The organism is Bacteroidota bacterium (assembly GCA_021300195.1).
Classification (GTDB): Bacteria; Bacteroidota; Bacteroidia; order J057; family JAJTIE01; genus JAJTIE01.
The window spans coordinates 194,983-215,263 of record JAJTIE010000005.1 but is presented as its reverse complement, the minus strand read 5'-3'; the positions used below and the strand labels follow the sequence as shown (position 1 = coordinate 215,263).

Sequence of the window (20,281 nt, the reverse complement as noted above, 5' to 3'; positions counted from 1 at the left end):
TTTGCCCCTGCCATGCAGCTAGCCCTTGTACAATACAATGCCGGAAATCTGAGCTCGGTGGTGAATGCCCTGAACCGGCTGGGGGTGGAGCCACTGGTAACAGATGATGCGGAGCAGCTGCGTGCCGCAGACAAGGTGATCTTCCCGGGCCAGGGCCATGCAGGCACTGCCATGGCCTACCTAAGGCAGCGGGGCCTGGATGCCGTACTGCGGAGCCTACACCAGCCTTTTCTGGGCATCTGCCTGGGGCAGCAGCTCATGTGCCTGCACAGCGAGGAAGAAGATACCGAATGCCTGGGCCTCATCCCCCTACAGGTAAAGCGCTTTCCGCCGGATGAAAAAGTGCCCCACATGGGCTGGAATACCCTGACGGACCTGAAAGGCCCCCTGTACACCGGCGTGCCCGAGGGCAGCCATGTATACTTTGTACACAGCTACTACGCGGAGCACCACCCCGACTATACGGCCGCTACCTGCCACTACATGCTACCCTTTAGCGCCAGCGTGCAGTACCAAAACTACTATGCCGTACAGTACCACCCCGAGAAGAGTGGGCCCCTGGGTAGCCGGATACTCGAAAACTTTTTGCGCCTGTAGCCTCACCCTTTTTTTCCGCTTCCGCAAGCATGCAAATCATCCCCGCCATAGACCTGATAGACGGCAAGTGCGTGCGCCTGAGCATGGGCAACTATGCCCACAAAACCGTGTACAGCGAGGACCCGCTGGCCACAGCCCAGCAGTTTGAGCAGGCAGGCCTGCAGCGGCTGCACCTGGTAGACCTGGACGGAGCGAAGGCCGGGCGGATCGTGAACGGAGCGGTGCTGGAGCAGATATGCCGCCAAACCAGCCTGATTGTAGACTTTGGCGGAGGCATCTCTACCGACACGGAGCTGGAGAAAGCCTACGCACTGGGTGCAACCATGGTTACGGCTGGCAGTGTAGCCGTGCGCCAGCCCGAGCGCGTGCTGCGCTGGCTGGAGGTATATGGCCCCGACAGGCTGATACTAGGGGCCGATGCCCGAGACGGGCGCATAGCCGTGGCGGGCTGGCAGGAGGACTCGGGCCTGGATATCATCACCTTTCTAAGGCCCTACTACACGGCTGGCTTCCGGCAGGTAATCAGCACCGACATTGCCCGAGACGGCATGCTGCAGGGCCCCAGCTACAAGCTGTATGAAAGCCTGCTGACGCACTACCCCGAGCTGCGGCTCATTGCCAGCGGCGGCATAGCCCACAGCGAAGACCTGGCCGAACTGCAGCGCATGGGCCTGCATGGTGCCATTGTAGGCAAGGCTTATTATGAGGGTAAGATCAGTCTGGCAGAACTCTCTTCCTACGTAAATTAGCAGTCCACTATCCCCCCACCGCCCCGCCATGCTAACGAAGCGCATCATCCCCTGCCTGGACATCAAAGACGGGCGTACGGTGAAGGGCACCAACTTTGTGGGCCTGCGTGACGCGGGCGACCCCGTAGAGCTGGCGGCCCAGTATGCCGCCCAGGGAGCAGACGAGCTGGTCTTTCTGGATATTACCGCAACCGTAGAGGGTCGCAAAACCTTTGTCGAACTGGTTACACGCATCGCTCAGGTCATCAATATCCCCTTTACCGTGGGCGGGGGCATCAGCGAGGTAGGCCAGGTGAGCACCCTGCTCCGGGCCGGGGCCGACAAGGTGAGTGTAAACTCGGCCGCCGTAAGCAGGCCCGGGCTGATAGACGAGATCGCAAACGAGTTTGGCAGCCAGTGCCTGGTGGTAGCCATAGACACACGCCGTATGGAGGACGGCACCGAACGCGTGCACACCCACGGGGGCCGCATCCCCACCGAGTGGGAAACCGTGGCCTGGGCCACAGAGGTAGACCGGCGCGGTGCGGGCGAGATCCTGCTGACCAGCATGGATGCCGATGGTACCGGCGCGGGCTTTGCCCTGGACATTACCCGCCGGGTAGCGGCGGCAGTGCGCATACCCGTGGTGGCCAGCGGTGGCGGTGGCACCGCCGAGCATTTTGCCCAGGTATTCCGCCAGGGCGGGGCCGATGCAGCCCTGGCCGCCAGCATCTTCCACTACGGCACCCTGCCCGTACCCGTGCTAAAGGAAACCCTGCGTACCCTACACTTCCCCATCCGATGATTGCCCCCGATCCGAAACTAATCGACTTCGAAAAAGGCCAGGGCCTGGTACCTGCCATTGTGCAAGACGCGCATACCGGCCGGGTGCTGATGCTGGGCTATATGAACGCCGAGGCCTACCAGCACACCCTGCAAACCGAGAAAGCCACCTTCTATAGCCGGGGCAAGCAGCGGCTGTGGACCAAGGGCGAAAGCTCGGGCCACTACCTGGTGGTCAAATCGATCTCGCTGGACTGCGATGCCGATACCCTGCTGCTGAAAGCCAAGCCCAAAGGCCCCACCTGCCACACCGGGGCCGGCACCTGCTGGCAGGAGGCCAATACCCCAAACGCGCTCTTTCTGCACCGGCTGGAGAGAAAACTGACCGACCGGAAGCTGAACCCCAAACCAGGCAGCCACACCAGCCAGATGTTTGCCCGCGGCATAAACAAGATAGCCCAAAAGCTGGGCGAAGAGGCCGTGGAGCTGGTGATAGAGGCCAAAGACTCGAACCGGGAACTCTTCCTGAACGAAGCGGCAGACCTGCTGTACCGCTTCACCACCCTGCTGGTGGCCAAGGGGGTGCAGCTGGAAGAGGTGATTACCACCCTGGCTGAGCGCGACCGATAGCAGCCCACTTACTCGCCCTGGTGCAGTGGCAGGAAGCGAAAAAACCCCAGGTGTAAACTTTAGCTGACTGAAAAGCCGCTGAACAGTCCAGCTTCGCTATTTAGTGTGAATTTATCGTGAAGTCCTTGCGGTTCGGCACCAAGAGCCTGTGTGGCCCGTTTACGCCCATGTATCACGTCAGCACGAAGTTCCATACAGCCATGCGTTCAATACCCAACGTTCAATACCTTGTTCATTTTTTACTCGTTTGCCTGGCAGGCGTACTCACCGCCCAGGCCCAGCCCACTATCGAGTGGGACAGAACCCTGGGAGGAAGTGGTTTGGATAGGATCAATTCCCTACAGCAAACCGCAGACGGCGGCTATATTCTGGGGGGAGCGTCTAATGCAAACTACTGGGTGGTAAAGCTGGACGCAAGCGGAAACAAACAATGGGACAGAACCCTGGGAGGAATTAGTTTAGATGTACTCAATTCCCTCCAGCAAACCAGCGACGGCGGCTATATTCTGGGGGGAGAATCTTTTTCTGATGCAGATATAGCCGGAGGGAAAAGTGAAAACAGCCGTGGAAACGGCGACTACTGGGTGGTAAAGCTGGACGCAAACGGAAACAAACAATGGGACAAAACCCTGGGTGGAAGTGATTGGGATTGGCTCAGTTCCCTGCAACAGACCAGTGACGGCGGCTATATACTGGGGGGAGGGTCTGTGTCCGATGCCGATATAGCCGGAGGGAAAAGCGAAAATAGCCGTGGATTCTCGGACTACTGGGTGGTAAAGCTGGATGCTAACGGAAACAAACAATGGGACAAAACCCTGGGCGGAAATGGTTTGGATGGGATCAATTCCCTACAGCAAACCGCAGATGGCGGCTATATACTGGGGGGAGAATCTTCGTCAGATGCAGATATAGCCGGAGGGAAAAGCGAAAACAACCAAGGTCGAGACTACTGGGTGGTAAAGCTGGACGCAAACGGAAACAAACAATGGGATAAGACCCTGGGAGGAAGTGGTTGGGATGTGCTCAGTTCCCTGCAACAGACCAGTGACGGCGGCTATATACTGGGGGAGGGTCTGACTCAAATACGGATATAGCCGGAGGGAAAAGCGAAAACAACCGGGGTCCACGATACTACGGCGGTCAAGGAGACGACTACTGGGTGGTAAAGCTGGATGCCAATGGAAACAAACAATGGGACAGAACCCTGGGAGGAAGTGGTACGGAAGGGCTCCATTCCCTACAGCAAACAGCGGACGGCGGCTATATACTGGGGGGAGAGTCTAACTCAGATACGGATATAGCCGGAGGGAAAAGCGAAAACAACCGGGGTCCACGATACTACGGCGGTCAAGGAGACGACTACTGGGTGGTAAAGCTGGACGCAAACGGAAACAAACAGTGGGACAAAACACTTGGCGGAAGTGGTGAGGACAATCTCTATTCCCTACAGCAGACAGCTGACGGCGGATATATCCTGGGGGGAGGATCTAGTTCCGATACGGATATAGCGGGTGGAAAAAGTGAAAACAGCCTGGGCTTCTCCGACTACTGGGTGGTAAAGCTAGGCTGCGAGACATCCCCCCCACGTGTAAACCTCGGCCCCGATATCTCCCTTAGCTGTGCTGAGCCCGATACCCTGCGCACCTATTACGCCCCCACCCTCAGCTACCGCTGGTACACCCTGGCGGCAGGGGTAGAAGATCCAGTACCGGGTGCTGCCAGCCACGAGCTGGAAGTTCTCAGCCCCGGCACCTACATCGTAGAAGTAGAAAACACCTGCAACCTTACCAGCCGCGATACGGTGGTGGTAGGCCCGCCTGCTGCGTCCCCGAAGCCCGCCCTGGGCCCCGACCGCCCCTGGTGCCGCTGGACAGACCAGAACGCCAACGACCCCGCCTATCCCCCCGCTGCTAATAACCCTGTGCTGACCGGGCCCGCAGGTACTGGCATCAGCTACCGCTGGTGGCGGAATGGCGCCGAGCTGACCAGCCAGACTAGCCGAACCCTGACCCTTACCGAACCCGGCGAATACCTGCTGGAAGTACGCAATGGCTGCGGCAACACCGCCCGCGACACCGTAACCCTCACCCGCTACGACGACATCCAGCCCTTCAGCCTCACCAGCACCAGCGAGCCCCGACTCTGCCCCGGCGAAACCCAAACCTGGGTAGGCCCCAGCGGCAGCTTTGCCTACACCTGGGAGTGGACCCGAAATCCCGACTTTAGCCAGGTGATTGCCACCACCCGGCAGATTGCCCTTTCCCAACCCGGCACCTACCGCCTGACGGCCATCGACAGCTGCGGCAACTATTACCGCGACTCAGTTGTCATCACCCGGCAGGCAGACCCCAGCACCCTGAGCCTCAACCTGCCGCCCCTGTACGACCGCTGCATCCAGCAGGGCCGCCCCCTGCAGCTGCCCGCCGACCTCGGCCTGGCCTACCGCTGGACCAGCGAAGACGGCAGCCTGCTGAGCGAGGAACCCGCCTACCTGCCCACCCAGTCTGGCACCCTGCGCCTGGAGATTAGCGACCGCTGTGGCCGCAGCGCCCAGGCGCTGCTGGAAGTGATAGATGCCGACGAGTCTGCTATCCAGCGCTGGGGCACCGCCTTCAGCCCCAATGCCGACGGCCTGCACGACACCTACCCCCCCGCCAGCTACCTGGATGGCGCCTACCGCCTGCAGGTCTTCAACCGCTGGGGCCAGCTGGTATATGCGGGCAGCCAGCCCTGGCGCGGCACGGACGGCAGCACCGGCAATGCCGATGCCCCCGAGGGTACCTACGTAGTGCACATCCAGGTGCCCGACTGCCAGGGCGGCACGCGCGAGCTGATCCGTACGCTTACGGTTATCCGGTAGGAGCACCGAGGCTGGAAATAACGGCTGGTAAGCGGAACCAAAGAGTGGGCCAAGAGGCAAAGCCCGCCGTACGAGACCGCGCAAAAGGCGTAATTTAGCGGCATACCCAAGGTTTATGAAGAAACTGCACATCCTCCTGCTACGTGCCTTTGTGCCACCTTTTTTAGCCAGCTTCAGCATTGTGCTGTTCATCCTCACGCTGCAGTTTATCAGCACGTATCAGAACGACATTTTCGGCAAGGTCTTCAGCCCGGGGGTCATTGCCCAGCTGTTCTTCTACGCCATGGCCAACCTGATCAAGATCAGCCTGCCCATCTCGCTGCTGGTGGCCGGGCTGATGACGCTGGGCAAGCTGGGCGAGCAGTACGAGCTGGCAGCTATCAAAAGCTCGGGCGTCAGCCTGTTTCGGGTCATGTATCCCCTACTGATGTTTGGGGCACTCATTACCGGAATTTCCTTTTACCTCAGCTGGTTTGTTATCCCCGCTACCAACCTGAAGCTCTACAGCCTGCTGTATGATGTAAAGCAGGCCAAACCCGAGTTTGCCCTCAAGGCCGGTATCATCAATAGCAATATACCGCGCTACCGCATCTGGTTCAGAGACCGCGACGAGGCAGGCATGATGCACGACTTTCACCTGTGGGACCACTCGGACCAAGCTACGGCAAACAGCCAGCACCTGGTGGCAGACAGCGCCTATGTGGTGATGGATGACCGGCTGCTGTACCTGCGCCTCACCCTCTTCGGGGCCATACAGTACCAGGAAAAACCCGCCCTGAACCAGCAGGCGGGCTATGTAGCCCCCTTTACCCGCATGTACTTCGACTCGCTAAAGTACAGCCTGGACATGACAGGTGTAGGCCTGCAGCGCAATGACGAGAGCCTCTTCAGCCGCCACCAGTACACACAGAATGTACTGGAGATAACCGGCAGCATAGATAGCCTGAAAACCCTGCCGCGCAAACCCGCAGAGGCCGTACGCCGGCTGCTGAACCAGCAGATACGGATAGACACTGCCCTAGCACAAATAGCCGGGCTGAAACCGGCCCCCACACAGCTGTATACACGCTCTGCCCTGGAGCTGATTCCGGCTAGCCAGCAGCCTGCCTGCCTGGCCCGCGCCCAGCATACCGCGCGGCAGATGAAACAGTGGTGTGCCGAGCAGCAGCGCAACCTGAAAGAGCACCGGGAGGTGCTAAACAAGTTTCGCATCGAATACCAGATGATGTTTGCGGTGCCCCTGGCGTGCATCATCATGCTCTTTATAGGTGCACCCCTGGGGGCCATCATTCGCAAGGGCGGCCTGGGCCTGCCCTCTATTATCAGCATTCTGTTTTTCATTGTCTACTACGTACTGCTAACCCAGGGCAAGAAGCTGGCCATAGACGGTGCCGTGCCCGTATGGTTCGGGGTATGGATGCCGGTCATGATTATTTTTCCCATTGCCCTGTACGTAACCTACCAGAGCGCTACAGACAGCCGCCTCTTCGACCTGGCCGCCTGGAGGCAGCTGCTGCCCGGCAGGGGGAAGACGAATGGCAGAAAAACCGGATAACTGCCCCAACAGGGCATTTTTGCGGGTCTTTCTAGTAAATTCGCTCCATACTTGCATCTTGTTTCCACCCCCCCCCACTGGCATGAGCAGCCGCAGCCTGACCGATACCGACCGAAAACTGCTAAACCAGATAAAAGCTGGCCAGACGGGTGCCCTGGAGCAGCTGTATGTGCAGGCACTACACATTGCAACGGAGGAAATGGGCGTTGCCCGCCTGGTGCATGACTATCTGCAAGAAGCCGTGCTGGCGCTAAAAAAGGCCATCCAAATGGACCGGGTAGACCTGAGGGGTAGCCGGAGCCTGGCCGAGTACCTGGCCCGCCTGGTGCACGAACGCTGGGAAAACACCCTGAAAAACCAGGAGCTGGACCAAAAGATAATAGCCACCCTGCAGAGCGACAAGGATAGTGGCTGGGCCTTCTACTACATGCAGCGCCACTACTTTCCTGGGGTCAGCTACTTTGTGCGCGGCCATGGCGGTACCGAAGAGGATGCCAAGGACATTATCATGGACGGCATCTACGCACTACTGAGCAATGTACGAGCGGGAAAATATACGCCCACAGACAGTGCTAGCCTGAAGACCTACTTCTTTAGCATCTGCAAAAACAAGTGGCGCGATTATCAAAAGAAAAAGAAGAACAACCCCATTGCCGACCCGATAGAGGGGCTGCCAGATAGCGAGGGCGAAGTGCACTACTATGCCGAGTTTGACGAAGACCTGCTGAACGAACGCCAAAAGATGGTGGCAGACATCTTTGGCCACGCTGGCGAAAAATGCCACCGGATTCTATCTTACTTCTATTACGAGAATCTAAGCCATGAGCAGATAGCTGAACGAATGGGCTACGAGGGCCCAAATACCAGCAAGGAACAGAAGAAACGCTGCATGAACAAAATTCGCGACCTTGTACTAAAGCGATTCCAAGATTTGCAATTTTAAGTAATTTCGGAACGCAGAATGCGCTATCCCGTATACATGCAGAATGGCCCATATTGACCTACATACTGAGCAGTGGATAGATCAGTACTTGCGCAGGGAGCTGACGGAAGAGCAGGCAATAGCCTTTGAGGCTCGCCTGCGGGAAGACCCTGAGCTGCTGGAGGAGGTGATGCTGCGCAAGGACATCGTGGTGGGGATACGCGTAGCAGAGCACCGGCTGATGCGTGCACGCCTGGAGCAAATTCGCAGATCGGTAGAGAAGGGCCAAAATATACCCACCCCCACCGCCAGCAGGCAGAAACACCTCCTGTATCTTACAGCTGCCGTGGCTGGCCTATCTGTGCTGGGGCTGCTGCTGTACTATTTACTTTTCTAGGTCTACGGCCCTTGCCCGGTACGAATATCCCAAAACCATGAAGATACTGGGCCGCCAAGAGAAGCTGTACCTGCCCGATGTTTCGGAGCACCCGATTGCCGCCAAGGTAGACACCGGAGCCACCACATCGGCCCTGCACTGCACCAGTATACAGCCCTACGTAGCCGATGACGGGCAGCTGATGGTGCGCTTCGTTGCCCTGGATGTGTCATACAAAGCCTACACCGGCCAGCTACTCAGCCTACCCGTAGTGCAGACCCGGACCGTGCGGAGTAGCAATGGGCAAAGCGAGCAGCGCTACTATGTAGCGCTGGAGGTAGTGCTGGGCACAGAGCGGTTCTCCACCTGGTTCTCCCTTACCAAGCGGCACACCATGAGCTTCCCGATCCTGATTGGCCGCAGCCTGCTCAGTGGCCGGTACATCGTGGACGTATCGAAAAAAAGCATGCACCACTCCTAAAAATTGACAAACCGATGAAACTGCTGGTACTAAGCAGAGAACCCCAAAGCTACTCCACCCGGCGCCTGGTGGAGGCCGGCAAGAAGGCAGGCCTGGGCATACGCGTGGTAGACCACACCAAATGCAGCATGGTGCTGGAACCCGAAATGAATGGCGTACTGTACAAGGGCGAGCTGCTGCAGGATGTACAGGCTGTCATCCCCCGCATCGGTGCCTCCGTTACCTACTATGGCACAGCCATTGTGCGTCAGTTTGAGATGATGCAGGTTTTCTGTGCGGTAGACTCTGTGGCCATCTCGCGTAGCCGGGATAAACTGCGCAGCCTGCAGATGCTTACCCGGGCTGGTGTCAATATCCCCAAGACCGCCTTTGCCAAGTTTCCCAAGGGCCAGGACGTAGAGGCACTGTTACAGGAGGTAGGGGGCGCACCTGTCATCATCAAGCTGCTGGAGGGCACACAGGGCCTTGGGGTAGTGCTGGCCGAGAGCAAAACCGCCGCCCAGAGTGTAATCGAAGCCTTTAGTGGCCTGCAGGCCAATATCCTGGTGCAGGAGTTCATTAAGGAAGCTGGGGGCGCAGACATACGAGCCTTTGTAGTAGATGGCAGGGTGGTAGCTGCCATCCGCCGCCAGGGCGTGAAGGGCGAGTTTCGCAGCAACCTGCACCGGGGGGGGCAGGCAGTACCCATCACCCTCAGCCCCGAGGAAACCCAGGCCGCCATTGCTGCGGCCAAAGCCATGCGGCTGGGCATAGCCGGGGTAGACATCCTGCCCAGCAACCAGGGACCCTTTGTGATTGAGGTAAACAGCAGCCCGGGGCTGGAAGGGATAGAGACTGCCACAGGCGTAGACGTGGCGGCCGAAATAATTGCCTACGTACAGCGAGGCGTGGCACGAAGAGAAGTGGCCGAAGAGCGCGGGTAGGCCCTCTTTCCACCCCAATCATAAAAGAAGGAGCGAGGAGTACCAGGACACGGCCCACAGACCTGGCTACAAGAATGCATCCAGCTTTCCGTTTCGCAGGTCTTGTACAATCTCGCGTATCTCCTGCTCCTGGTCCTTGGGGCAGATGAGCAGGGCGTCCTTTGTCTCTACTATAATCAGGTTGTCCACGCCCTTTATCACGCCCAGCTTGCCATCACTCAGCCGTACCATGTTGTGGCTGGCATCGTAGGTCAGTACCTGGCCGTGTATGGCATTCTCGGCCTCGTCCCTCAGCGATCGGTCGTACAGGCTGGCCCAGGTACCCAGGTCGCTCCAGCCAAAGTCTCCACGGAGCACATACACCTCCTGGGCCTTCTCCATCACCGCATAGTCTATGCTGATGCTTGGGCATCGGGCATAGGCTTCTTCCACCTTTTTTGCCTCGCGGGCGGTGCCCAGCACGGCCTCTATCCCCTCAAATAGTTCGGCCACGTCGGGCTGGTAGTGCCGGATCTCTGCTAGCATCAGCTGGGCGGGGAAGAAGAACATCCCGCTATTCCACACAAACTCGCCACTTGCCAGGAAGGTCTGCGCCATCTCCAGGCTAGGTTTCTCCATAAACGTCTTTACCCGCCAAAAGTCTGGCCCAGGCTCTTCGCGTATCTGAATGTAACCATAACCGGTATCGGGACGCGTGGGTGTGATGCCGAGGGTTACAATAGCCTGCTGGGCCTGCCCCACTTCCAGGGCCCGGCGCACAGTCAGCTCATAGTGTATCTCGTCGGCAATAAAATGATCCGCCGGGCTTACCATTACCATGGCATCGGGCTCCAGGGCCAGTATCTTGTGCAAGGCATAGGTGATGCAGGGGGCCGTGTTTCGGCCCATAGGTTCCGCTATCACGTTCTCTGGTGCCATCATGGGTAGCTGCTCCAGTACGCTGGGTGCGTATTGCCGGTGGGTTACCACCAGGATGTGATCCAGCGGCAACACTCGCTTCAGGCGGCGCACGGTAGCCTGTAGCAGGCTCTCGCCTGTGCCCAATATGTCATGAAACTGCTTGGGATGCTGCGTACGGCTGAGCGGCCAGAACCGAGACCCTATCCCCCCTGCCATTACAATGGCATACGCGTTGGAATTATCCTTCATACACCGCTAAGATACGAAACCCCGGCGGGCACGAGACAAAGCAAGTACTGAGCTGTAGGCAGGTGTGCTGTTTTTTGCCCGCCGCACCCAAGGCCAAATAGTAGCGTGCACAAAAATGGCCCCAAAGATTGCGGATCTGGAGTTCAAAGCTTACTTTTGGTTAAGGCTATGTGATGCCTGGGTACGGAGCGAGTAACCCAAAAGGGGAGCGGCGGCGGCCGCGAGCAATATACCGGGTGGGCAGCAGCGTTGGAATACAGGACTGTACAGGCAGGCCGCGGAGAAACGAGAGACAACCAAAAAGATATTTACCTTGATTCCAAAGATGGTAGCACAAGATATTTCCTACAACATCAAGGGTGCGCTAAAGCAGTACTTTGGATACGACGCTTTCCGAGGCGAGCAAGAGTCAGTGGTACACACAATCTTAAACCGGAAAAGCGCCTTTGTTATCATGCCCACCGGTGCGGGCAAGAGCCTGTGTTACCAGCTGCCAGCCATCCTGATGGAGGGAACAGCCCTGGTAGTAAGTCCGCTGATTGCGCTGATGAAGAACCAGGTAGACCAGATGCAGGCCCTGGGCATAGAGGCTGGCTTCCTGAATAGCAGCATGAATAAGGCCGACTATGAGGAAGTGAAGGCCAAAGCACGTGCCCAGACCCTGAACCTGCTGTACGTGGCACCCGAAACACTGGTGCGCGATGAGTTCATCGAGTTTATGCGCGAGATCCGGATCTCCTTTGTAGCCATAGACGAGGCACACTGCATCAGCGAGTGGGGGCACGATTTTCGGCCCGAGTATCGACGCATACGCCCCATCTTGGCGCAGGTAGACCCCAGCATCCCGCTCATCGCCCTCACAGCCACTGCCACCCCCAAGGTACAGCTGGATATACAGCAAAATCTGGGAATCGAGGACTCGCCGGTGTTTCTTACCAGCTTCAACCGTTCCAACCTCTACTACGAAATCCGCCCGAAAATAAACCCGGTACAAGACCTGGTAAAGTTCATCAAGCAGCGGGGCAAAGACAGCGGCATCATCTACTGCCTGAGCCGTAAAAAGGTGGAAGAGCTGGCCGAAGTGCTAAATGTGAACGGCATACACAGTGTGCCCTACCATGCCGGCCTAGACAGCGAAACGCGCAGTAGGCACCAGGATATGTTTTTGCACGAAGATGTACAGGTGGTAGTAGCCACCATTGCCTTCGGCATGGGCATAGACAAGCCGGATGTACGCTTTGTGATCCACTACGATGTGCCCAAGAGCATAGAAAGCTACTACCAGGAAACAGGCCGCGCCGGACGAGACGGCCTGGAGGGGCACTGCCTGCTGTTCTACAGCTTTCACGACATCGTGAAACTGGAAAAATTCATGAAAGACAAGCCGCTGAGCGAACGCGAGGCAGGCAAGCACCTGCTGTATGAAATGGCCGCCTTCTGCGAAAGCGGCATGTGCCGCCGCCAGCAGCTGCTGCACTACTTTGGCGAACAGTTTGACAAGCAGCGCTGTGGCCACATGTGCGACAACTGCCGGAGCCCCAGGCCCAGCTTCGATGCCACCCAGTATGTAAGTATGGCAATGGAGCTGGTGCAGGCCACAGGCGGCCGCTTCGTTATGAACCACCTGATAGCCGTGCTGCGGGGTAGCAAGAGCCAGCAAGTACTAGCCGTGCAGCACGACCGGCTGCCGGTATATGGCCTGGGTGCCGAGCTGGACGAAAAAGAGTGGCACAGCATCTTCACCCAGCTGCTGGTGCGAGACTTTCTCATAAAAGACATCAATGACTATGGCGTTATCAAGCTGGGGCCCTATGCCCACACCTGGCTAAACCAGCCCCAGGCGGTGGAACTGGTAAAGTATGAGGCCTATGGTGAAGCAGAGAAAAAAGAACTACAAACTCCGCTGGAGCAGGTAAAGCTCTACGACGAAGTACTGTACGACCAGCTATTTACCCTACGCAAGAAAGTAGCGCAGCAGCACGGTGTACCCCCCTTTGTGGTGCTGGGCGAGCCGAGCCTGGAAGACATAGCCGCCAAGTACCCACTTACCCTAGACGAGCTAGCGCACATGCACGGCATAGGCCAGGGCAAGGCGCAGAAGTTTGGCAGGCCATTCCTGGAGCTGATAAAGCAGTATGTGACCGAAAACGAAATTGTGCGGGATGAAGAGATAATTGTAAAAACTCAGGGCAAAAACAGTGCCTCCAAGCTCTATATCATCCAGCAGATAGACCGGAAGGCACCACTCGATGCCATTGCCCATGCCAAAGACATGGACTACGAAACGCTGCTGGAAACCGTGAGCCACATTATATACAGCGGCAGCAAGCTGAACATCCAGTATTACATAGACGAGGTGGTGGACGAGGATCGGCAGAACGACATCATCGACTACTTTATGGAGGCGGAGACGGACGACCTGGAGGCCGCACAGGCCGAGCTGGGGCCGGACTATAGCTGGGAAGAAATTATCCTTGTACGCGCACAGTTTATAAGCGAAAACGGAAACTAGCGCCCGCCCTTCATACGCCCCCTCCTTCGTCCAGGCCTTTGCTTCTTTTATGCCCCGGGCAACCAAAACTCGACGCTTTGCCAGAATCCGGCCCTACCTACTCTGGCTCCTGCCCCTCCTGGCCAGTAGCCCACTAGTGCACGCACAGGGCGAGGCTGTGGCAGACCCCACCGTATACGAGGGCTACCACATCAGCCTGCGCACGGCACTCAGGTATCCCCACAGCGTGCATACCCTGAACCTGGTAGACCCCAAAATACGCACCCTGCCCGCAGCCGTGGGCCAGCTGGACAAGATGCAGGAGTTTCACTACCGCGCCGGGCAGCTACAGGCCCTGCCGCCCGAGATAGCCGGATGGAAGAGCCTGGAGCTACTGGAGCTGCCCCTGTGCCACCTGAACACCCTACCCCCAGAGGTTGGCATGCTGAACCGCCTGCAGCGCATAAACCTGAACGGAAACCAGCTGACCACGTTGCCACCCACCCTCGCCAAGCTGTATAACCTGAAAGATCTGCGGCTAGAAAACAACCAGCTGGACACACTGCCCGCGGTCATTGGCCAGCTGGGCAGCCTCACCACACTGGATATCAGCAGCAACTTCCTGAAAGCGCTACCCGACGACCTGGCGGGCCTGGGCAGGCTGGAGAGCCTGGTGGCCAGTGGAAACTACATTGCCGAGGTACCACCCACCCTGGGTAAGCTCAAGGCGCTGAAGCAGCTCGACTTTCACAACAACCGCCTCCGGTCTATTCCCCCGTCCTTTTGGGGCTTGGAGGGCCTGACTACCCTGGACCTGAGCAAGAACCTGCTGGACAGTGTAGGCACGGGCATAGCCCGCCTCAGGCGCCTGAATGTACTGATCCTGGCACAGAACCCCCTGCGCAAGCTGGCCGATAATCTGCACGAAATACCCTATCTCTACTCGCTGGACCTATCGGACTGTGGCATAGACAGGCTGCCGCCGCGCTTTGGGCAGATCCGCTGGATGCACACCCTGTACCTGGACGGGAACAAGCTAAGCACCCTACCCAAATCCCTGTACCAGCTAGAGGCACTAGAGAAGCTGGACCTGCGGGGCAACCCCCTGCCACAGGCCGAGGTGGATGCCTTTCGGGCTGCAAGGCCCGAGGTGTATGTGCTGTTTGAACAAAGTGCCTCGGAACCCTATACCGACTAGCCCAAACCGCCGTCTGTAGCACAAAGCCGGGCGGAGCTTAGCACGCCGGATTAGTAGGCACTACTGGCCACCGGCTCGCGCTCTCATCCGGCCCCCCCCCGTATGTGTAGCTGGATGTATGCAGGGGTATCGGATTGCCTATTCCTTAGGCAGATGTATCGGCCTTTATCGTCGCGAAAGGTTCGCCTGAATTCACCCCCCATTTTCCGCCACTCATCGGCAGCACGCCGTATTTGAACAATTACTAAACCTATTTTAGAACCTGGCCGACCCTGAATGCGTAGAAGATGGCATAGGACGCTAAATGTACCACCCGTGCAAGTAACCCGTAACCCAGCTGATAAGGCAGCTCGCATTCAGCCTTCGCAGCGTGTAGCTGCAGATAGGGCTAAGAATCGGCCCGGACTCAGGAGGAATTTCGGTGCCGAAGATTGGGTTGTGCATATCTGGGCTTTGCATGCCAGCACCCTGATAGATCACCCAAGGACGCAGGCTATACAACTTAACAGGGTGATGAGGCGAGTGATTAAACACACCACCCCAAGATTCAATCATTTGTTTAGTATATTTGGCCGATCCTATAATCCGCACGTTGAAGTGCCCGACGCTCGCGTCGGCGTGAACCTCGGATTTATATCGGTTCGGGGTAGTCGTTAGAAATGTTTCTGAATAACTTTTGTTATTTTTTTTGTATATTCAACTATCAATTACAATAAACTACTAGACTATGCATGTAACGTACGATCCCCGGTTTGGCATGATTCGCATTCAGTTTTCCGAGCGTGCTGTAGCAGATAGCGATCGGGATGAGAATGGCACGACGGTAGACTACGACGCGGGAGGCCAGGTAGTAGGCATAGCCATGGCCGATGTAAAGATGGACGTAGGAGCCGCCGGGTCTTACTCAGGCTGGGATTTCCACCTGCTGCAAACGCCGCGGGCCTGAAGCTGTATGACAGACAAAAACAGAAAAAAAGCGCTTATGGCGCTTTTTTTCTGTTTTAAGCCGCCCTATTGGTGCCTGATATCAGAAGCGATCGTGCCGTATAAACATATAACCAAGCCCATGCAGGCTTTATCTGCCAGAGCCGGAGATACAACAGGCAGGGTGGCCGATGCCGGGGGAGGTAACGTACGAAAGACGAGGAGGCAGAAAGGAGGGAGTGCGAACCAGCGGCTTTCTATTTCCCCCTACCCTACCTCCTTCAGGCTAGTTTGGGGTACGCCGCGCTACATCAGGCCTTTCAGAATTTGAATGGCCGCGTCGGCTATCACAGTGCCGGGGCCAAACACATGGGCCACACCCGCCTGGTGCAGCGCATCATAGTCTTGCCGCGGAATAACCCCACCGGCTATAACCAGGATGTCTTCTCTGTCCCACCTTTTCAGCTCCGCTATCAGCTCGGGCACCAGGGTTTTGTGCCCACCAGCCAGGGAGCTGATGCCCACAATGTGCACGTCATTCTCTACAGCCTGGCGCGCGGCTTCTTCCGGCGTTTGGAATAGAGGGCCTATGTCTACGGTAAAACCCAGATCGGCAAAGCTGGTGGCAATCACCTTGCTACCCCGATCGTGGCCATCCTGGCCCAGCTTTGCTATCAGCAGGCGGGGGGGTCTTCCCTCCACCTTAGCAAACTCGGCCACCAGGCGCTGCGCCTCGCTAAAATTGGGCTGACCTTGGGCCACCGCGCTGTATACGCCACTGATGGGGCGTAGCGTCTCGCGAAAGCGGCCAAAATGCTTCTCCATAGCGTCCGATATTTCGCCCAGGGTGGCACGCCTTCGTGCTGCCTCCACGGCCAGCTCCAGCAGGTTGCCCTGGGTGGTGCCCTGTGCGCAGGCCGATAGGGCGGCTAGTGCCTGCTGCACGGCTTCGCCGTCTCGCTCAGCCCTCAGGTGTGCCAGGCGTGCAAGCTGAGCCTCTCGCACAGCCGTGTTATCCACCTCCAGGATGTCGATGGGGTCTTCGCTCTCGGGTCGATACTTATTTACCCCCAGTATCGTGTCTTGGCCGGTGTCTATCCGCGCCTGCTTGCGTGCGGCAGCCTCTTCTATCCGCATTTTGGGCAGCCCGGCCTCTATGGCGCTAGCCATACCGCCCAGTTCTTCTACCTCCCGGATCAGGATCTGGGCCTTGGTCAGCAGTTGGTCCGTCAGGTACTCCAGGTAGTAGCTGCCACCCAGTGGGTCAATATAGGGCGTTATCCCCGCCTCTTCTTGCAGGATCAGCTGGGTGTTGCGGGCAATCTTGGCGCTGAAGTCCGTAGGCAGGGCAATAGCTTCATCCAGGCTATTGGTGTGCAGGCTCTGCGTACCCCCCAGCACGGCAGCCAGGGCCTCTATGGTGGTGCGTGCCACGTTGTTGTAGGGGTCTTGCTCGGTCAGGCTCCAGCCACTGGTTTGGCAGTGGGTGCGCAGGGCCATGCTCTTGGGGTCCTTGGGGTGGAACTGGCGCACCAGGCTGGCCCACAGCAGGCGGGCAGCCCGCATCTTGGCCACTTCGGCAAACAGGTTCATGCCGATGCCCCAGAAGAAGCTGAGCCGGGGGGCAAAGTCATCTATCTTCAGGCCGGCAGCCAGGCCTGCACGGATGTACTCCAGCCCATCGGCCAGGGTGTAGGCCATCTCAATATCGGCCGTGGCACCGGCCTCCTGCATGTGGTAGCCGCTGATGCTGATGCTGTTAAACTTCGGCATATGCTGGCTGGTGTAGGCAAAGATGTCGGTAATGATGCGCAGGCTGGGCTTGGGGGGGTAGATGTAGGTGTTGCGCACCATGAATTCTTTCAGGATGTCATTCTGAATGGTGCCACTTAGCTGCCCTGGCTGCACACCCTGCTCCTCTGCGGCCACGATGAAGAAAGCCATAATGGGGATCACCGCCCCATTCATGGTCATAGATACGGAGATCTGGTCGAGCGGAATCTGGTCAAACAGGATCTGCATGTCCAGCACCGAGTCTATAGCCACGCCGGCCTTGCCCACATCGCCCCGCACGCGGGGATGGTCGCTATCGTAGCCGCGGTGGGTGGCCAGGTCGAAGGCTACACTCAGGCCAGTCTGGCCAGCAGCCAGGTTTCGGCGATAAAAGGCGTTGCTCTCCTCGGCCGTACTGAAGCCCGCATACTGCCGCACTGTCCAGGGCCGTATGGCATACATGCTGGCATAGGGGCCACGCAGGTAGGGGGGTATGCCGGCTACGTAGCCCAGGTGCTTCAGCCCGGCCAGGTCTTCCAGGCCGAACTGGGGCTTCACCGGTATGCCCTCGGGAGTTATCCATGCGCTTTCCATCGCGTAAATATAGCAGCTCTGGTGCGGGGTTTTACGCCAAAGGTGGTTTTGGATCGGCGAGTCGGACCGCCCCGATGCGCAAGCCGGGATGAGCAACCAGCTGCGTGTGCGGTATATTGGCTAGCCGTTTACGGCCTCTACCTCCTTCACGTCGTTGGGAAACATACGGGTCAGCAGGCCGTGTATGCCCTGCTTCAGCGTCATGGTACTGCTGGGGCAGCCGCTACAGGCACCCTTCAGCTTCAGGTGCACCACGCCATCCTCAAAGCCCTCGAAGGTAATGTCTCCTCCGTCCATGGCTACGGCTGGGCGTACCTGCTCCTCGATTACCGTCTTTATGTTTCGCACAATCTCCGGCTCATTCTCATCCAGCACCGCCACGGCCTCTTCGCCCTCTACAATGGGGGCACCGCTCTCCAGGTAGCGGGTCAGCTCATCCTTTATCACCGGGATGATGTCTGCCCAGCCGGCAGCCTCTGTTTTGTTGAGTGTTACAAAATTTCGGCCGATAAACACCTGGGTAACAAAAGGGTAGGCAAACAGTTTTTCTGCCAGCTGGCTTTTTCCGGCTGCGTCCTCCCGGGCTGGGAAATCGGCCACCCGGTTATTCAGCAGCAAACGGTCTACCACAAACTTGAGCGAAGCAGGGTTGGGGGTTAGTTCGGTATAGATTCTCATGGGTAGTAGCATAGAATGATTCTACATAGACTACCGTGGCAACAACTGGGGCAAAGGATTGGTTCGAGCCGGTGCTGCTGAAATGCGAAGTTTATACGGGATACGAAGATAGCACCTGTGCCCAAAGCCCTACGCCCCCCCCGAGACGCACAGCCGATCGGCTCCGTGCAGCTGGGCATTGCATCCTCCGGGCGGTAATTCCGCCCTTGTTATTTCATGGCCCCTAGGCCCGTGCACGAATGTAGCGTGGCTAGCGCAGACGAGCCTGCACGGGCATCATGCCGGTGGTAAGCTTGCCTCGCACTGCCCACAGCAGCAAGCCCCAGCACCACCAGAAGTTTGTGCCGAAGAGATAGCTGTAGGGTAACTGCAGAAAGCTAAGGAAAAGGGCATGATACACGGCTAGGCCAAGCAGGCCATACCCGTACAGCTTGTTTCTGGGAACAAAGAAGGCACCCAAGGCCAGCAAAAGCCCGCTGGTGGCAGTAACAAGTAGATGTACCGTTTGCAGGCTTTGTATGCGTGCTAGTATGCTACCGTTTCCCCACTCGTAAAAGTACAGGGCAAGGCCCCGACCAAAGTACAAGTGTACTGGCCTGCCGCCCGATGTGTTATAGGTCCACTCGTTAACGGTGGCAGTGGTATAGCTTTGCAGGCTGCGCAGTACAACCAAGGGGTCGTGTACCAAAAAGAGTAAGAAGAAAACAGCCAGACCCACCAGGGTAAGCCCGAAAACCCACAGGGTATGGCGCCAGCCGTGCAGCCGCAATACCACCACCAGGGCAGCGGGCACCCAGAACACCAGGCTGTAACGGCTGAGCAGGCACAGCAGGAATGCCAGCACGGCCAACCAACGGTTGGACCCCAGCCCCCACACGAGCAGTAGGAGGTAGTAGCCGTAAATAAGGGGCTCGATGGTGTAAATGTGCACATTGGGGTTTAAACGGATAAGCAGGAGGACGACCACCTGGGTAGCGACCATCAGCACTAGCGGCCACCTGCCGGGCAGGCCACCCAAAAGGCGAAAACCGGCTACCAGCAGGGCCAGCTGAAAGTAGCAAAATGCGGCTATTCGGTAATCGATACCCAACAGTTCTGCGGGCACAAAGGGCAGCCAGTGGAATAGCAGATAGCCTGCTTCATACACATTATTGGGCCCCACGGTCACCATTTGATACACCACGTCGCCTGCCAGCAAGCGCTGCACATACACTTGCACCACTAGCACGATGTCCCCCTTTGCCACATCTAGTGGGTTTGCTGCCACCAGGCCGACAACGAGGAGCATGCCAAGTGCAGCACCTGCCAGCCAGGTGCCCAATAGTTGCGGATTAGGCTGTGTCCGGCCCAGGTAGAAAATGGAGGTGGGCTGCCTCCAGAGCCAGGCCAGCAGGCCAGCGATAAGCAGCAAATAGCCGATCGGACCGCCGTAGGGGCCAAACCAGGTCATGTTGTTTGCCATATAGGCTACGAGCAAAGAACCCAGCAGCAGGGGCGGCCACCAGGGTTTGAGTAGACGAAGGAGGTACATAGCAGAGAAGAGGGCAAAAAACCCTACAGGCTGCAAAAATAGCTGAGGACGGCAGTAAAAAAAAGCTGCCCCGTGCAGGAGGCAGCTT

18 protein-coding genes are annotated in these 20,281 nt (G+C 57.7%); 14 read left to right on the top strand and 4 right to left on the bottom strand.

What is annotated here, in order from left to right; all coding sequences use genetic code 11:
• The first annotated feature begins 12 nt into the window (after nt 1-12).
• The 11 genes from hisH (at nt 13) to rimK (ending at nt 9,855) form a co-directional block, all read left to right on the top strand.
• Nucleotides 13-597 carry an imidazole glycerol phosphate synthase subunit HisH gene (gene hisH / locus LW884_02260; protein ID MCE3007160.1) on the top strand — a complete coding sequence of 195 codons (585 nt, stop codon included), beginning with the start codon at nt 13-15 and terminating at the stop codon, nt 595-597.
• Between the two features lie 29 nt (nt 598-626).
• Entirely contained in the window at nt 627-1,346 is a 720-nt protein-coding gene (gene hisA, locus LW884_02255; GenBank protein ID MCE3007159.1) for a 1-(5-phosphoribosyl)-5-[(5-phosphoribosylamino)methylideneamino]imidazole-4-carboxamide isomerase, read from the top strand.
• 28 nt (nt 1,347-1,374) lie between these two features.
• Nucleotides 1,375-2,130, top strand: coding sequence for an imidazole glycerol phosphate synthase subunit HisF (gene hisF / locus LW884_02250; GenBank protein ID MCE3007158.1), 756 nt, complete (start codon nt 1,375-1,377; stop codon nt 2,128-2,130).
• Nucleotides 2,127-2,738 carry a bifunctional phosphoribosyl-AMP cyclohydrolase/phosphoribosyl-ATP diphosphatase HisIE gene (gene hisIE, locus LW884_02245; GenBank protein ID MCE3007157.1) on the top strand — a complete coding sequence of 204 codons (612 nt, stop codon included), beginning with the start codon at nt 2,127-2,129 and terminating at the stop codon, nt 2,736-2,738. The genes hisF and hisIE overlap by 4 nt, the downstream gene beginning before the upstream one ends.
• Before the next feature lie 200 nt (nt 2,739-2,938).
• Nucleotides 2,939-3,832 carry a hypothetical protein gene (locus LW884_02240; GenBank protein MCE3007156.1) on the top strand — a complete coding sequence of 298 codons (894 nt, stop codon included), beginning with the start codon at nt 2,939-2,941 and terminating at the stop codon, nt 3,830-3,832.
• A 65-nt stretch (nt 3,833-3,897) separates the two neighbouring features.
• Nucleotides 3,898-5,598: a gliding motility-associated C-terminal domain-containing protein gene (locus LW884_02235; GenBank protein MCE3007155.1), complete on the top strand. Its 1,701-nt coding sequence runs from the start codon at nt 3,898-3,900 to the stop codon at nt 5,596-5,598.
• Nucleotides 5,599-5,713: 115 nt separating this feature from the next.
• Nucleotides 5,714-7,153, top strand: a complete 1,440-nt coding sequence (locus LW884_02230) for an LptF/LptG family permease (GenBank protein ID MCE3007154.1) — start codon at nt 5,714-5,716, stop codon at nt 7,151-7,153.
• Nucleotides 7,154-7,211: 58 nt separating this feature from the next.
• Nucleotides 7,212-8,096 (top strand): sigma-70 family RNA polymerase sigma factor, encoded by an 885-nt coding sequence (locus LW884_02225; protein ID MCE3007153.1) that lies wholly within the window; start codon nt 7,212-7,214, stop codon nt 8,094-8,096.
• A 43-nt stretch (nt 8,097-8,139) separates the two neighbouring features.
• Nucleotides 8,140-8,472, top strand: coding sequence for a hypothetical protein (locus tag LW884_02220; GenBank protein MCE3007152.1), 333 nt, complete (start codon nt 8,140-8,142; stop codon nt 8,470-8,472).
• Between the two features lie 37 nt (nt 8,473-8,509).
• Nucleotides 8,510-8,932 carry a RimK/LysX family protein gene (locus LW884_02215; protein MCE3007151.1) on the top strand — a complete coding sequence of 141 codons (423 nt, stop codon included), beginning with the start codon at nt 8,510-8,512 and terminating at the stop codon, nt 8,930-8,932.
• A 14-nt stretch (nt 8,933-8,946) separates the two neighbouring features.
• On the top strand, nt 8,947-9,855 hold the full coding sequence (gene rimK, locus LW884_02210; protein MCE3007150.1) for a 30S ribosomal protein S6--L-glutamate ligase: 909 nt from the start codon (nt 8,947-8,949) through the stop codon (nt 9,853-9,855).
• A gap of 66 nt (nt 9,856-9,921) precedes the next feature.
• Here rimK and LW884_02205 read toward each other — a convergent pair whose 3' ends face one another.
• Entirely contained in the window at nt 9,922-11,004 is a 1,083-nt protein-coding gene (locus tag LW884_02205; protein MCE3007149.1) for a mannose-1-phosphate guanylyltransferase, read from the bottom strand.
• Between the two features lie 325 nt (nt 11,005-11,329).
• Between LW884_02205 and recQ the strand changes: the two genes are divergently transcribed.
• The 3 genes from recQ (at nt 11,330) to LW884_02190 (ending at nt 15,639) form a co-directional block, all read left to right on the top strand.
• Nucleotides 11,330-13,516, top strand: coding sequence for a DNA helicase RecQ (recQ, locus tag LW884_02200; protein MCE3007148.1), 2,187 nt, complete (start codon nt 11,330-11,332; stop codon nt 13,514-13,516).
• Nucleotides 13,517-13,565: 49 nt separating this feature from the next.
• Complete coding sequence (locus tag LW884_02195; GenBank protein MCE3007147.1) at nt 13,566-14,693, top strand: leucine-rich repeat domain-containing protein; 1,128 nt, start codon at nt 13,566-13,568, stop codon at nt 14,691-14,693.
• Between the two features lie 727 nt (nt 14,694-15,420).
• Complete coding sequence (locus LW884_02190; protein MCE3007146.1) at nt 15,421-15,639, top strand: DUF2283 domain-containing protein; 219 nt, start codon at nt 15,421-15,423, stop codon at nt 15,637-15,639.
• 284 nt (nt 15,640-15,923) lie between these two features.
• Here LW884_02190 and scpA read toward each other — a convergent pair whose 3' ends face one another.
• The 3 genes from scpA to LW884_02175 form a co-directional block, all read right to left on the bottom strand.
• A complete protein-coding gene (gene scpA / locus LW884_02185; protein ID MCE3007145.1) occupies nt 15,924-17,984 on the bottom strand; it encodes a methylmalonyl-CoA mutase in 2,061 nt (686 codons plus the stop codon).
• Nucleotides 17,985-18,104: 120 nt separating this feature from the next.
• Nucleotides 18,105-18,662, bottom strand: a complete 558-nt coding sequence (locus LW884_02180) for a NifU family protein (protein ID MCE3007144.1) — start codon at nt 18,660-18,662, stop codon at nt 18,105-18,107.
• 250 nt (nt 18,663-18,912) lie between these two features.
• Nucleotides 18,913-20,193 carry a hypothetical protein gene (locus LW884_02175; protein MCE3007143.1) on the bottom strand — a complete coding sequence of 427 codons (1,281 nt, stop codon included), beginning with the start codon at nt 20,191-20,193 and terminating at the stop codon, nt 18,913-18,915.
• Nucleotides 20,194-20,281: the final 88 nt, after the last annotated feature.

What these genes read in the sequence shown, in the direction of transcription:
- LW884_02180 (MCE3007144.1), bottom strand. Translation starts at nt 18,662, where the DNA reads ATGAGAATCTATACCGAACTAACCCCCAACCCTGCTTCGCTCAAGTTT.
- hisIE (MCE3007157.1), top strand. Translation starts at nt 2,127, where the DNA reads ATGATTGCCCCCGATCCGAAACTAATCGACTTCGAAAAAGGCCAGGGC.
- LW884_02175 (MCE3007143.1), bottom strand. Translation starts at nt 20,193, where the DNA reads ATGTACCTCCTTCGTCTACTCAAACCCTGGTGGCCGCCCCTGCTGCTG.
- recQ (MCE3007148.1), top strand. Translation starts at nt 11,330, where the DNA reads ATGGTAGCACAAGATATTTCCTACAACATCAAGGGTGCGCTAAAGCAG.
- hisA (MCE3007159.1), top strand. Translation starts at nt 627, where the DNA reads ATGCAAATCATCCCCGCCATAGACCTGATAGACGGCAAGTGCGTGCGC.
- scpA (MCE3007145.1), bottom strand. Translation starts at nt 17,984, where the DNA reads ATGGAAAGCGCATGGATAACTCCCGAGGGCATACCGGTGAAGCCCCAG.
- LW884_02240 (MCE3007156.1), top strand. Translation starts at nt 2,939, where the DNA reads ATGCGTTCAATACCCAACGTTCAATACCTTGTTCATTTTTTACTCGTT.
- LW884_02215 (MCE3007151.1), top strand. Translation starts at nt 8,510, where the DNA reads ATGAAGATACTGGGCCGCCAAGAGAAGCTGTACCTGCCCGATGTTTCG.
- rimK (MCE3007150.1), top strand. Translation starts at nt 8,947, where the DNA reads ATGAAACTGCTGGTACTAAGCAGAGAACCCCAAAGCTACTCCACCCGG.
- hisF (MCE3007158.1), top strand. Translation starts at nt 1,375, where the DNA reads ATGCTAACGAAGCGCATCATCCCCTGCCTGGACATCAAAGACGGGCGT.
- LW884_02190 (MCE3007146.1), top strand. Translation starts at nt 15,421, where the DNA reads ATGCATGTAACGTACGATCCCCGGTTTGGCATGATTCGCATTCAGTTT.
- LW884_02195 (MCE3007147.1), top strand. Translation starts at nt 13,566, where the DNA reads ATGCCCCGGGCAACCAAAACTCGACGCTTTGCCAGAATCCGGCCCTAC.
- hisH (MCE3007160.1), top strand. Translation starts at nt 13, where the DNA reads ATGCAGCTAGCCCTTGTACAATACAATGCCGGAAATCTGAGCTCGGTG.
- LW884_02220 (MCE3007152.1), top strand. Translation starts at nt 8,140, where the DNA reads ATGGCCCATATTGACCTACATACTGAGCAGTGGATAGATCAGTACTTG.
- LW884_02205 (MCE3007149.1), bottom strand. Translation starts at nt 11,004, where the DNA reads ATGAAGGATAATTCCAACGCGTATGCCATTGTAATGGCAGGGGGGATA.
- LW884_02230 (MCE3007154.1), top strand. Translation starts at nt 5,714, where the DNA reads ATGAAGAAACTGCACATCCTCCTGCTACGTGCCTTTGTGCCACCTTTT.